At 37.0% G+C, this 14,150-nt stretch carries 9 protein-coding genes; 6 read left to right on the top strand and 3 right to left on the bottom strand.

Annotated elements, in window-relative coordinates; all coding sequences use genetic code 11:
- Window positions 1–159: 159 nt before the first annotated feature.
- Together J7W16_RS06555 and csaA are read right to left on the bottom strand one after the other, a co-directional pair.
- Window positions 160–2,790: an EAL domain-containing protein gene (locus tag J7W16_RS06555; RefSeq protein ID WP_210596468.1), complete on the bottom strand. Its 2,631-nt coding sequence runs from the start codon at window positions 2,788–2,790 to the stop codon at window positions 160–162.
- Between the two features lie 179 nt (window positions 2,791–2,969).
- Entirely contained in the window at window positions 2,970–3,299 is a 330-nt protein-coding gene (gene csaA / locus J7W16_RS06550; protein WP_210596467.1) for a chaperone CsaA, read from the bottom strand.
- A gap of 154 nt (window positions 3,300–3,453) precedes the next feature.
- Between csaA and J7W16_RS06545 the strand changes: the two genes are divergently transcribed.
- On the top strand, window positions 3,454–5,229 hold the full coding sequence (locus J7W16_RS06545) for an SLC13 family permease (protein WP_210596466.1): 1,776 nt from the start codon (window positions 3,454–3,456) through the stop codon (window positions 5,227–5,229).
- Between the two features lie 809 nt (window positions 5,230–6,038).
- Here J7W16_RS06545 and J7W16_RS06540 read toward each other — a convergent pair.
- Complete coding sequence (locus J7W16_RS06540; protein ID WP_210596465.1) at window positions 6,039–6,743, bottom strand: M50 family metallopeptidase; 705 nt, start codon at window positions 6,741–6,743, stop codon at window positions 6,039–6,041.
- A 196-nt stretch (window positions 6,744–6,939) separates the two neighbouring features.
- Here J7W16_RS06540 and J7W16_RS06535 point away from each other — a divergent pair, with 196 nt between their 5' ends.
- The 5 genes from J7W16_RS06535 to J7W16_RS06515 all read left to right on the top strand — a co-directional run bounded on the left by J7W16_RS06535 (window position 6,940) and on the right by J7W16_RS06515 (window position 14,132).
- A complete protein-coding gene (locus tag J7W16_RS06535) occupies window positions 6,940–7,917 on the top strand; it encodes a ring-cleaving dioxygenase (RefSeq protein WP_210596464.1) in 978 nt (325 codons plus the stop codon).
- 167 nt (window positions 7,918–8,084) lie between these two features.
- The gene (locus tag J7W16_RS06530) at window positions 8,085–8,654 is read left to right on the top strand and encodes a flavin reductase family protein (RefSeq protein WP_210596463.1); all 570 of its coding nucleotides are present in this window, start codon (window positions 8,085–8,087) and stop codon (window positions 8,652–8,654) included.
- A 769-nt stretch (window positions 8,655–9,423) separates the two neighbouring features.
- On the top strand, window positions 9,424–11,259 hold the full coding sequence (locus J7W16_RS06525; RefSeq protein WP_210596462.1) for an assimilatory sulfite reductase (NADPH) flavoprotein subunit: 1,836 nt from the start codon (window positions 9,424–9,426) through the stop codon (window positions 11,257–11,259).
- Between the two features lie 30 nt (window positions 11,260–11,289).
- On the top strand, window positions 11,290–13,011 hold the full coding sequence (gene cysI / locus J7W16_RS06520) for an assimilatory sulfite reductase (NADPH) hemoprotein subunit (protein WP_210596461.1): 1,722 nt from the start codon (window positions 11,290–11,292) through the stop codon (window positions 13,009–13,011).
- A gap of 128 nt (window positions 13,012–13,139) precedes the next feature.
- On the top strand, window positions 13,140–14,132 hold the full coding sequence (locus tag J7W16_RS06515; RefSeq protein WP_210596460.1) for a Gfo/Idh/MocA family protein: 993 nt from the start codon (window positions 13,140–13,142) through the stop codon (window positions 14,130–14,132).
- Window positions 14,133–14,150: the final 18 nt, after the last annotated feature.

Below are 14,150 nucleotides of genomic sequence, written 5' to 3'. Positions count from 1 at the left end.
AGCCGGTGAGCCTCCTCGGCTACGCCTGTGGGGTCTCACCTTTGGCTTTTTCATCCCGCAGGAGTCTACGTATATTTCATCCGCTATGTGATTGCATTATTCGGTATTTCAGTTAGGCACTTTAGTTATGTCCCAGCCTCTTCTTTTAGATAATAACTACTAATTAGTACTAAATTGTTGAAAGTAATGTTCAATATCTTCTCTTGAAACAGGTTTACTAAATAAATATCCCTGCATATTAGTGCAATTCATGTTCTGTAGTATAGATTTTTGTTCGTTTGTTTCAACACCCTCAGCTATTATTTTTAATTTTAGATTATCTGCTAATGTAATAATTGTTGAAACAATGGCATTATGCGTTTCCTTTCCAAGCTCGTTCACTAACTCACGTGGAATTTTTAATTCATCAAATGGTAACTGGGCTAAATACGACAATGATGAATGTCCCGTTCCAAAATCATCAATCGAGATATGAATACCCATGGCCTTTAATTCTTTTAATTTAATGACCGTTTCGTCGATGTTATTCATTGCAACGGCTTCTGTGATTTCTAGTACTAAATAATTAGGATTGAAATCAGTTTCCGCTATTATATTTGCGACCATCTTGATCAAATGGGGTGATTGGAATTGTTTTGGTGAAATGTTTACTGCTATTTCAAGTAATTCTCCTGATTCATGCCACTTGTTCCCTTCTAGGCATGCCTGTCTCAGAACCCATTCGCCAATCGGTAAGATCATATTTGTTTCTTCGGCAATTGTAATAAACTGACCTGGTGCAAGAATACCGTATTTCGGATGATTCCAGCGTAATAAAGCTTCAACTCCATAGATTCTACTATTTGTCGAATCGATTTGTGGCTGATAATATAATAGAAATTCTTTGTTATTGATGGCATGGTATAAGTCATTTTCAATCCATAATTGATTCTCGGATTCTTGAGCCAAACCTTCCTCGTAAAAAGTATATTGATTTTTGCCGTTTTTCTTTGAAGCGTACATGGCGATGTCAGCCTTTTTTAATACATCTACAGCAGTTTCAATCCCATTTGAACTATATGAAACTCCTATACTAGCGGTTGTAATAAAAATATTTCCTTTGATTTTATGTGGCTTGTTTAAACCAGTCATTATTTTATCTAATAATTCAATTACATCTGATTTCGTGCCTTTAACTAATAGAGAAAATTCATCTCCACCTTGTCTTGCCACAAGTGCTTTATGCTCTGTTAAAGAGATGAATCGTTCTGCAATGGCAATAAGTAATTGATCCCCGGCATCATGACCAAGTGTGTCATTAATAATTTTAAATCGATCAAAATCAATGAGTATAACTGCAAAACCGATCCCATCCTGTTTTGATTCAGCGATCATTAAGTCTAATGAATTTTCGAAATAAGCACGATTGGCTAAGCCTGTTAGAGAGTCATGATACGCTAAGTAATTAATTCTCTTTTCATTTCTCTTAATATCAGTGACATCCTTGGTAATTCCAAAAATGCCCACAATTTGATTATCTTCATACATTGGAATATTCGTCAGTAGGAGGTTTCGCCTTTTTCCATTAGGCTTCTTAATTTTCACCTCGAAATGTTGATCATCACCTTGACAAGATAAATGAAAATGCTTCCTTACCTTTAGCAGATCTTCGCCCTCGAAAAAGGAATCAAATTGCAGGCCGATAAGATCTTCATTAGAACAGTTCGCCATTTTCGCAGCAGTATTATTAACTCTAGTTAATTCGCCTTTTAGATTAATAGATACGACTGCATCTGGATGATGATCAAAAAGTGATTGAAATCGTTCATTACTACGATTAAGATGGCCTAATAATTGTTTGTTGTTATATAGAACAGAGATTTGCTTTACAATTATTAAAAGGATTGAGAGAAAGCCACCAATTGTAAGGATTTGATGTTCTCGATCCATTAAAATAATATACAGAACCAACCCTAATGAACCGACATATGGAAGCAAAATTCTAAGGGTATCAAACTTCAAAAATAAGGCATCAATCTTTTTATTTGTGATAGACCCATTTGCATGAATTCCTGAATAACCAATTAAAAGAAGTGATAGGCTAAATAATGGATCAATTAAACTTCCTGTATGGTAATTATTATTAAGTAGAAGATACATATAACTCGAATCAGCTACTGTTTGAATGATTACTGCAATTAATATAATTAAGAATCCTCTTTTCACTGCACTTTCTTTTACAGTGCAAAATAGAGTTACTGCAGCAAATATTAAAAATAGATCACCAACAGGATAACCAATTGATATAAATAAAAATAAACCGGTTAATTCTGGATTATTCATTTGATGTTCGATAATGAAATAATAGCTAAATGTTGCGATAACAATCATCACAATAACAATTTCAAAAATAAGATGTAAGATTCTAGAAAATCTTTTTACGATAAATTGATAACGTGAGAATGCAATTAAATAAAATAGAATTTGTAGCATGTAAAAAAGATCGGTTAAACCTGGAAAAGGGACTTCTGTCCGTAGAAAACTTTCGTAATACATCCAAATTAACTCTGCAGCAAAATAACTCCAACATCCTAGTGATAGCCAAAACCATACAATTCTTTCGATTGAAACAGTCGTTTTAAAAGCTCGAGTAAGCCAAATTGCAGCAATGAACGCCGCGGAAGTTGACATTAAGTTACGACTAATAATGTAAAATGGTTCATTACCTGTGCCAAACAAGATGAGTGTATAATAGATTACTATGTATAATAAAATGAAGATTAGTGTTTTTCGATGATGTTCGTGCTCCACACTCATCCCAACTTTCAAAAAAATATAATAATGACCATATAGTCCTATAGAACTATATGGTCATTATTATATACTATTTCTTTATGTGTTTACTACAATTTTCGACAATAAAATCTTTTTGGTTTTCACCTGCTAAGACCATTGGATAAGGATTTTTGATTTTTTGATGAAATTATATACTATGAGACCTTTGTACCATTAGGTACTGCTGTGTCTGTTGTAAGTAGAACAACATCCTCTTGACCAAGTACACCACCCATTACTAAAACCTCGGACTTAAATCCAGCAATTCTTCTAGGTGGTAAATTTACTATCGCTACTACTTGACGACCAACAAGATTGTCAGGGTTATACCTATAGGTAATTTGTGCTGATGAGTTCTTGATGCCTAAATTTCCAAAATCAATCTGTAATTTAATTGCCGGTTTTTTCGCTTCTGGAAAAGGTTGAGCCTTGATAACAGTACCGACACGCATATCTAATTCCAAAAAGTTTTCAATCGTTGACATAAGTTCACCCCATCAAATATTTAATTTTATATAATAATACCATTCTTTTGAACGTTTAAGTGTCAAAAATCATAAAACCAAGTTGACACATATGTTTTGTGAGAATAGACTATTTATATAATAAAATATTAAAGATCAATTGAGGAGAACTCTCATGACCATAGAAATAGTTTTTGTCATTTCTGTCGTCCTTGTTATGCTTGTTTGTTTAATTAAAGAGGTGGCAAGGCCGGCATTTATTGTTTTTTGTGCTTTAGCGGTGCTGTTATTATCAGGTATTCTGTCACCTTCTAATGCACTGAGAGGGTTTGCTAATGAAGGAATGTTAACGATTGCTCTTTTATTTATTGTTGCAGGTGCTGTGCAACAGAGCGGTATGCTCAATCATCTTATGATGAAGGCACTAGGTAGCGGAAAAAATCCTAGAAGGTCATTGATTCAAATGATGCTTCCGGTATCTAGCATGTCAGCTTTTTTAAATAATACTCCAATCGTCGTCATGTTTACGCCGGTGATCCGAAAATGGTGTAAGGATCGAAATATTTCTCCTTCAAAATTTCTAATGCCATTGTCTTATGCTGCGATCTTTGGTGGAACATTAACTCTTATTGGAACGTCAACCAATCTTGTCGTTCATGGATTTATGTTGGAACAGGGGATGGAAGGTTTCTCAATGTTTCAATTAGCGATTGTTGGTCTCCCTGCAAGTATACTTGGGATGCTGTATATGGGAACAATTGGCTACAAATTACTACCTTCTCGAAAAACAGCTGAAGAATCCTTTAATGAATCATCAAGAGAGTATTTGTCAGAAGTATTAGTTGAAGCTAATTCGGCAATTGTCGGGAAATCAATTGAGGAAGCTGGCCTTCGAAACCTTCAGGGACTTTACTTAATTGCCATTTTTAGAAATGGAGAAAGAACGGGACCAGTTCCCTCCTATCACAAATTAAAAGCGGGGGACCGTCTGATCTTTACAGGGTTGCTCTCTACGATTGTAGAATTGCAAAATATCAAGGGACTAAGAATCGAAACAGGAGCAGATTTCAAGCTAGAGGAATTACAAACAGGAAGTGCTCATTTAGTAGAAGCGGTAGTTTCACATCAATCCTCTTTAGTCAATCTAACAGTGAAAGAAAGTAAGTTTAGGAATAAGTACGATGCAGGCGTTGTAGCTGTTCATCGCAATGATGAACGCATTCATAATAAAATTGGAGATATCGCCTTGAAGCCAGGGGATACACTCCTTCTAGTGGCTAATAAGGATTTTATAACAAGAGGTTCCTTAACGAGAGATTTTTATGTTGTATCAGCACTTGAGGAGCCTGGAATTGTTGACACCAAAAAATCAACGATGGCAATGTGCACACTAATTGCAATGATTATACTCGCATCTTTTGGGATCATGTCTATGTTTAAAGCAGCCTTATTAGCTGTTATTACACTGTTTTTGACGAAAACCATTACATTTGAAAGTTCAAAAAAACATGTTCAATTCGATGTTTTATTACTAATCGCTTGTGCGATCGGTGTCGGTATCGCTTTGGATCAATCGGGGGCTGCTACTTTTATTGCTGATCATTTTGTTCAGTTAACGAAAGGGGCAGGGGTAATAGGTGCTTTAATAGGTGTTTACTTATTGACGACGGTTTTTACTGAAATTATTACTAACAACGCTGCTGCTGTTCTCATGTTTCCAATTGCATTTGCAATGGCTAATCAGTTATCTCTTGATCCAATGGCATTTTTTGTGACGGTTGCTATTGGTGCTTCCGCGAGTTTCTCGACACCGATTGGCTATCAAACCAATTTAATTGTATACGGACCAGGGGGTTATCGTTTTTCAGATTTTATTAAGGTCGGGATTCCGTTAAATTTACTCTATATGATTGTCACTGTAACCATTACTTATTTTGTGTGGATTATTTAAAATAAGAGGCAAGGTTAGTGGAAAGTTGTATATCGTAAAACATTCAGCGATGGCTGTAAAAGTTGCTTCGACACCGCTACCGGGATGGGGGGCACGCTTTCCGCAGGAGGGCGTTGAACTAACCGGCTACGCCGGTGGATTTCAACCTGCCCTTTGTTCCTGCAGGAGTCGGCCCGCCCATCCCGTCCGCTTTGATGAAAGGTAAGATGGAATTTTTCTGCTCTTATAAGTAAATATCAATAGAACAGTAAAATTTCAGCCAAAGAAACTGATGAAATCACTCGTTCAAAATCTCAACAACTAGTTGAAATACTCTTCGCAGTAAAGAATCTAAGGTCTATCCTTTATGAGACGGATACTATAAAGAAGTAATCACGCTAAAATCAAACGAGCTCCTTGATCAAGAGGTATTCTAGCATACAGAAGAATTAAAAAGGCTAGCAAATAGAATGTAAAAAGGTGAGTTAGAGCATAGACACTGCTATGAAAAATCCTCTAGTTCGACTTGCAAGTTCAGATTGTAGCTGAGATTTTAGTAGTTAATCCAAAACAAATTCTAAACCTAAAAAAAGAAAAACAGCCGCCAATCAAAAGTTACGTTTATCAGGGGACTCCTTTGCAGTGTGCAATCTCACCTGCGGCTTTTGCATGAGGCCATTAAAAGAGTCTCTTTGAACAGAATCGAGGAAGTTGTAATGGCGCTTGCTATGAAAAAAACACAGGCTTAAAAGAATGCAACGGCTCCGTTCGTTGCTTGAAGGCCGCTAAAAAGATTAAAACCTTATCTTTTTCAGTGGCCTCTGTTTTATCTATAGATAATTCGTAATAACAAAATAAGTACCATATAGTGCTTGAACAAAGAATAGTAGACCCCAAAGTAGGGTAGGGATTGCTGTTAGTTTGTTCAGGCTTGTTGCATCTCCAGCCCCTTTGGAATGAACAATACTTAACCGAAATATTATAAAAGAACTTAATAGTGATTGAACCAATAGTATACTTGATAAAAGAGTCAAAAAATGGATTCGAAAGGTAAGTAGCTGATTATACTCAATAAATATCATAAGTGAAAGAAAGCATATAAGCCATAGGATTCCATATGTATTGCGAACCCAGAGAAACAAATTGATTGTAGCTAAAACGATTAAACAATACGATAAGGCCGTGTAGTGATGGTGATAGATCAAAAAAAACGAGGAAATTGTAAACAATGTTGCGAAGGTATAGCCAAAGTAACTAGTAATCACTCCACCAAACCAAGATCGGTAACTTGTGTGAGCTACTCCTTCAGTGTTTGAAAATAGAGAAATGGAACGTACATTTCCTCTTGTTATAATTGCTATAATCGCATGACCTGTTTCATGTATAAGTGTGTGATAGCTTCCAAAAATCGTACGTAGGATCGGTATGAAGGAAATCACGCATGCAATGATAATATAAAAAATGATCGTAATTGAAAGCCCCTCCTTTACAACAAAGTATAAACGTTCCTTGAAAAAAATAAACCAATTTATCAAGTAAAGACATAGCCTAGGAATGAAATTGATATTATTGACTTCATTTTAATCACTATGATATAGTTGGGTTATAAATTAATTCAATATAGAATTATTAATCATTTAAATAAAAAAGAAGCGTATAGCTTTCTCAACATACCATAAAATAAAAGTTATCTTAATAACTTAAGAGAAGCTATGCTCATTGGAGGATTAGATGAATCATTTAAAAGGGATACACCATGTAACAGCAATTACTAGCAGTGCAGAGAAAAATTATGAATTTTTCACTTATGTTCTAGGAATGCGTTTGGTTAAAAAGACGGTTAACCAAGATGATATCCAAACCTATCATTTGTTTTTTGCTGATGATGTAGGTAGTGCTGGTACTGATATGACATTTTTTGATTTCCCTGGTATTCCTAAGGGAAGACACGGGACGAATGAAATTTCAAAGACATCATTTCGCGTACCAAGTGATGCAGCATTAGAATACTGGCTAACAAGGTTTGAACGATTAAATGTGAAGCACGAAGGAATTAAAGAGCAATTTGGTAAAAAGACTCTTTCTTTTATTGATTTCGATGAACAGCAGTATCAATTAATCTCCGATGAATTCAATCAAGGTGTTGAAGCAGGAGAACCTTGGAAAAAGGGACCGATTCCTTTAGAATACGCGATTACCGGATTAGGTCCAATCTTCATAAGAATTGCTAACTTTGATCATTTTAAAGAAGTACTTGAAAAGGTTCTTTTGTTTAAAGAAGTTGCTCAAGAAGGTTCTTTCCACTTGTTTGAGGTTGGAGAGGGTGGAAACGGGGCCCAAGTCATTGCAGAGCATAATGTCGTTCTTCCTCAATCAAGACAGGGGTTTGGTACAGTTCATCATGTTGCTTTTCGTGTTGAAGACCGAAATGTATTAAATGAGTGGATTGATAGGCTACCAAGTTTTGGGATGCAGACATCTGGCTATGTTGATCGTTTTTTCTTTGAATCACTTTACGCACGAGTTGCTCCACAAATTTTATTTGAGTTTGCTACAGACGGGCCTGGATTTATGGGTGATGAACCATACGAAACATTAGGAGAGAAGTTATCTTTACCTCCGTTTTTGGAATCCAAACGTGAAGAAATCGAGAAAATGGTTCGTCCAATTAATACAGTAAGAAGTACAAAAGAGTTTGTGAAGGAATAATACCAATAAGACTTCTAATACACATGACTAAGGACCCGCAGTCTATATGACTCTGGGTCCTTAATTATGTCAAGTATTTCAAGAATACAAAAATTCCGCTAAAATATATTTCAATATAATTTAAAAACTATGAGAGAATAAGTTTAAAAGATTAGGGAGGTAATAATATGATTAAGGCAATAAACAAACAAGTTATGCATAGTTACCCAGGGATGGTTGCCCTCGTGACTGTTTCTCACAACGGAAAGGAAAATGTAATGGCAGTTGGGTGGCATTCGTATATTTCATATAATCCGCCAATGTACGGTGTAGCTATCGGACGTGAAAGGCATACATATCAACTGATTAAACAAGCGGGGTCTTTTGCTGTAAATTTCCTCCCTTTTGAAAAGGCAAGATTTATACAAGAAGCAGGGGTATTTTCAGGGTCAAGTACAAATAAATTTGAACAAGGGGGAGTGAATTTCGAAAAAGGAATAATCACAAATACCCCTATTTTAAAGGATGCTTATATTGCTTATGAATGTGAAGTTTTCGATAGTCAGACGTATGGAGATCATGATTGGTTTGTCGGTAATATTGTTCAATTTTATCAGGATCAAAGCAAGTTTCAAGAAAACGGATTACCTGACTTTGAGAAGTTATCAATTCCTTTATATTTAGGAAGATCTATCTACACCTGTGTTGATAGAAATAGTAGTTTTGTTTCTCATGATGTTGAAAACAGGGATAAGTAAGTGATTTGCTTGGGTGAGCATTATTGAGGCTGTGACCCTAACTAAAGTAATTGAGTAATTAACTTAGATTCTGAACAAAGCATTTATTTAGCGCATGAATATACGTAGACTCCTGCGGAATGAAAAGCCAAAGGTGAGACCCCGCAGTGCCGTGGCACGAAGAGGCTCACCGGCTTCCCGCGGAAAGCGAAGTATATTTCAGGAGCGGTGTCGATACACTATCTAACTTTGTTCAGGTTTTAAGTTAGCTCATACACATATGTCCTAGCCTCTTTGCTATTGATTACAATAAAGAAATAATGAAGCCAATCACAACAATTGCTCCAATTACCATTAGGATAGTTCTGATCATTGCTAATTCCTCCTTTAATTCGTTAATCTTCAATTCCCAGTTAAGGAAAATTGTAAACAAATAATAAATTAAAGGATCCGTGGTTTGTTACCTGCTCCTAAAATATTCTTTTAATAAAAGGTTCAGACAGTTTATCGGGAAGTTTTAAAATGATATCATACAATAGGATTTTGATACTTACTATTATAAAGATCTAACAGGATTTCTGCTTTAGAACGTAAAAGATTATGTGTTATAAATTGTCTTATTTTAAAAGAAAGAATGGTTTATTATGAAAAACCGACTTGACTCATAGGGATTGTAGAACTATGATAAAATTAATCATTCTTTCACTAATAGTGAATGCTAGAATTGTTGATTCCAATAATTGAAAAATTAGGGATGATAAATTATATTTCCTTTGTGAGGTGGGTATTTTTGCAACTTCAGGTAATGAACAGTCCTTTTAATCAGGAACAGGTAGAGCTTCTTAATCGCCTTCTACCAACATTAACAGAATCACAAAAGGTTTGGTTAAGTGGTTATATTGCTGCATCATCGGCTACTTCAGTCGTTAGTGCTCCAGAGCAGGGTGCTCAAGCAATTGAATCGGTGACGCCAGCCGCAGCTCCAGTACAAACGATCTCAAAGGATGTAACAATCTTATTTGGGTCACAAACAGGAAACTCACAAGCACTTGCTAAGAAAGCAGGGAAAGCTCTTGAGGCAAAAGACTTTAAGGTAACTGTCGCATCAATGAACGATTTCAAACCAAACAATCTTAAGAAGCTAGAAAACCTTCTTATCGTTGTTAGTACGCATGGAGAAGGCGATCCACCAGATAATGCGATCTCATTCCATGAATTCCTTCACGGGAAGCGTGCACCTAAGCTTGAAAATCTTCGCTACTCTGTTCTGTCGCTTGGAGATAGTTCTTATGAATTTTTCTGTAAGACAGGGAAAGACTTTGATGAAAAGCTTCTAGAGCTTGGTGGAACATGCATTTATCCTCGTGTTGACTGTGATCTTGATTTTGATGAACCAGCGGCAGAGTGGATCGAAGGGGTTATTAATGGCCTAAGTGAAGCACAAGGTGAAACAGCAACTCCAGAAGCACAAGTGTCTACTGAAGCAGCTGTCGAATCGGAATTTTCTCGCACAAACCCATTTAGAGCGGAAGTGCTAGAAAATCTAAATTTAAATGGCCGTGGCTCAAACAAAGAAACACGACATCTCGAGATATCACTTGAAGGCTCTGGTCTTACATACCAACCTGGTGACAGCCTTGGGGTTTATCCAGAAAACGATCCAATACTTGTAGATATGGTAATTAAAGAAATGAACTGGAATTCAGAAGAAACAGTAACATTGAATAAGCAAGGTGAAACACGTTCACTTAAAGATGCACTTATTTCTTATTATGAAATTACTATACTGACGAAACCAATTATTCAAAAGGCTGCTGAGCTTTCCTCAAATAGTGAGCTCAAAGACCTTGTATCTACAGGAAACGAAGATAAATTAAAAGCCTATCTAGATGGACATGATTTACTTGATTTGCTAAAAGATTTCGGTCCTTGGAACGTTTCAGCTCAAGAAATCACTGGTATTTTACGTAAAATGCCAGCTCGCTTATATTCGATTGCAAGTAGTTTATCAGCAAATCCAGACGAAGTGCACTTAACGATCGGTGCGGTTCGTTATGAAGCACACGGACGCGAGCGTAATGGAGTTTGTTCAATCTTATGCTCAGAGCGATTAGAGCCTGGTGATACACTTCCGGTTTTCGTACAACATAACGAAAACTTTAAGTTGCCAGAAAACCCTGATACTCCAATCATTATGGTTGGACCTGGGACAGGCATTGCACCATTCCGTTCGTTCATTCAAGAGCGTGAGGAAACTGGAGCAGAAGGGAAATCTTGGTTATTCTTTGGTGATCAGCATTTTGTAACAGACTTCCTTTATCAAATAGAATGGCAAAAGGCATTAAAAGATGGTGTCTTAACCAAGATGGACGTTGCTTTCTCACGTGATACAGCTGAAAAGGTGTATGTTCAAAATAGAATGCAAGAAAATAGTAAGGAATTATATGAGTGGCTTGAAGCTGGGGCGGTTGTTTACATTTGTGGTGATGAAAAGCATATGGCACATGATGTTCACAATACACTTATCGATATTATTGAAAAAGAAGGCAGCATGAGCAGAGAACAAGCGGAAAGCTATCTTGCTGACATGCAGCAACAAAAACGTTACCAGCGCGACGTATATTGAGTTTTTGGTCGAAAGGAGTTTTACTGAAAAATGGCAAATAAAACGTTAAAAGCACCAGAAGGATCGCCAAGCGATGTTGAGCGTATAAAAGAAGAAAGTAACTATCTACGTGGTACGCTGAGAGAAACGATGCTAGAACGAATTAGCTCAGGTATCTCTGATGATGATAATCGTCTGATGAAATTCCATGGTAGCTACTTGCAGGACGACCGTGACCTTCGAAATGAGCGTCATAAGCAAAAACTAGAGCCTGCATACCAATTTATGCTTCGTGTTCGTACGCCAGGTGGGGTTTCAACTGCTGATCAATGGCTTGTAATGGATGAACTCGCACAGAAATATGGAAATGGTACGTTGAAGCTGACAACTCGACAAGCGTTTCAAATGCATGGGATATTGAAATGGAACATGAAACAAACAATTCAAGATATTCATGCATCAATGTTAGATACAATTGCAGCCTGTGGAGACGTTAACCGTAATGTGATGTGTAATCCAAATCCAGATCAATCTGAGATTCATACGGAAGTTTTTAAATGGTCTAAACAGCTAAGTGATGAACTGTTACCACGTACAAGAGCCTACCATGAGCTTTGGCTTGATGAAGAGAAAGTGGCTAGTTCCCCTGAAGTTGATGAAGAGGTTGAGCCAATGTACGGTCCGCTTTATTTACCAAGAAAGTTCAAAATTGGTATTGCGGTTCCACCATCAAACGATATTGATGTCTTTTCGCAAGATCTTGGTTTCATTGCCATCGTTGAAGATAATAAGCTTATTGGATTTAACGTAGCTATCGGTGGTGGTATGGGAATGACTCATGGTGACAAAGAAACATATCCTCAGCTTGCTAAAGTGATTGGTTTCTGTAAGCCAGAACAATTGTATGACATCTCTGAAAAGATCATTACGATTCAACGTGATTACGGAAATCGTTCAGAAAGAAAAAATGCTCGTTTCAAGTATACGGTTGATCGTCTTGGTTTGGAAACGGTGAAAGAAGAGCTTGAGAATCGTTTAGGCTGGAGTCTTGATGAAGCAAAAGCATTTCATTTTGATCATAATGGTGACCGTTACGGATGGGTAAAGGGTGTTAAAGGTAAATGGCATTTTACTTTATTCGTTGAAGGTGGTCGGATTGCCGATTATGAAAACTATAAGCTAATGACAGGCTTACGTGAGATTGCCAAAATCCATACAGGGGATTTCCGATTAACTGGTAATCAAAACCTTGTCATTGCAAATGTGACGAGTCAAAAGAAGAAGAAAATTACCGAACTAATTGAGCAATATAGTTTAACAGATGGTGCACATTATACAGCGATTCGCCGTAGTTCTCTTGCCTGTGTCGCGTTGCCAACATGTGGTTTGGCAATGGCGGAAGCTGAGCGTTACTTACCTGAGCTATTAACAAAGATTGATGCAATTGTTGATGCGAACGGCTTAAAAGATAAAGAGATCACAATTCGTATGACAGGCTGTCCGAACAGCTGTGGTCGTCCGGCATTAGGTGAAATTGGCTTCATTGGTAAAGCACCTGGTAAGTACAATATGTATTTAGGTGCTGCTCATGATGGAAGCAGGTTAAGCAAAATGTATCGTGAAAATATTGGGGAAGAAGAGATTCTGAATGAATTAAGAGCCCTTCTTGCTAACTATGCAAAAGAACGTACAGAAGGCGAACATTTCGGTGACTTCGTTGTACGGACTGGTGTAATTGCAGAAACAACGGATGGAACGAATTTTCATAATTAGTCTGAACGAAAGAGACAGGTGATATCTGTCTCTTTTTTTTACTTAACTTTAACAAAAATTCTGCCTATCAAACGGTAAATAATGTTAATATGTTAAATTGAACTGAATTTTAGCATAGGAGGACTGACATGAATTTCGAAAAGGTAAAGTGGGGAATTATTGGATGTGGGGATGTAACAGAAGTCAAAAGTGGTCCTGCCTTTGGGAAAATAGAGAATTCGGAATTGATTGCTGTAATGAGAAGAACTGGTAAACTAGCAGAGGATTATGCAAAAAGGCATATGGTTCCAAAGTGGTATGATAACGCGGATGAATTGATTAATGATCCGGAAATTAATGCTATATACATAGCAACACCACCAGGTTTACATAAAGAATACACACTGAAGGCAGCCAAGGCAGGGAAGGTCGTTTATGTTGAAAAACCCATGGCATTAAATGTTAATGAGTGTGAAGAAATGGTGGATGCTTGTAGGGTAGCTCAAGTTCCATTATATGTAGCTTATTATCGGAGAGCACAACCGAGGTTCTTAAAAATAAAAGAGCTACTAGAAGATAATGTAATCGGGGATGTTCGCCTTGTCTCGACCATTCAGTATCAACAGGTTTCTGAAAAGGAAAAGAATATGGTAAATCCCCCGTGGAGGGTTCAACCCCATTTGTCGGGTGGTGGACTATTTTACGATTTAGGAAGTCATACACTTGATATATTAGACTTCTTACTAGGACCGATTAAATCCGTTAGTGGATATGCTTCAAATCAATCCGGGTATTATGAAGCAGAAGATCTTGTTACTGGTACGTATCAATTTGAATCCGGAACCCATGGTGTCGGTCAGTGGTGTTATTCTGCTCATGAGGAGTTAGATGTAAATAAAATTATCGGTAGTGAAGGGACGATCAGCTTCTCGACTTTTGGTAACACGCCAATTGTTTTAACAACAAAAAATGGAACAAAGGAATGGAGCTTTGATCCCCCTAAACATGTCCATCAGCCATTACTCGAAACAATTGTAGCAGAATTAACTGGCAAAGGGCAGCAGTGTCCGAGCAACGGGGAGACCGGTACAAGAACCAATTGGGTGATGGGAGAATTGGTGAAAAATTATTATGCTAGATAGTGAGGTTCACCATATCTT

The organism is Halalkalibacter suaedae, assembly GCF_017939705.1.
GTDB lineage: Bacteria > Bacillota > Bacilli > Bacillales > Bacillaceae_D > Halalkalibacter > Halalkalibacter suaedae.
This window is presented reverse-complemented; position numbering and strand designations above follow the sequence as displayed.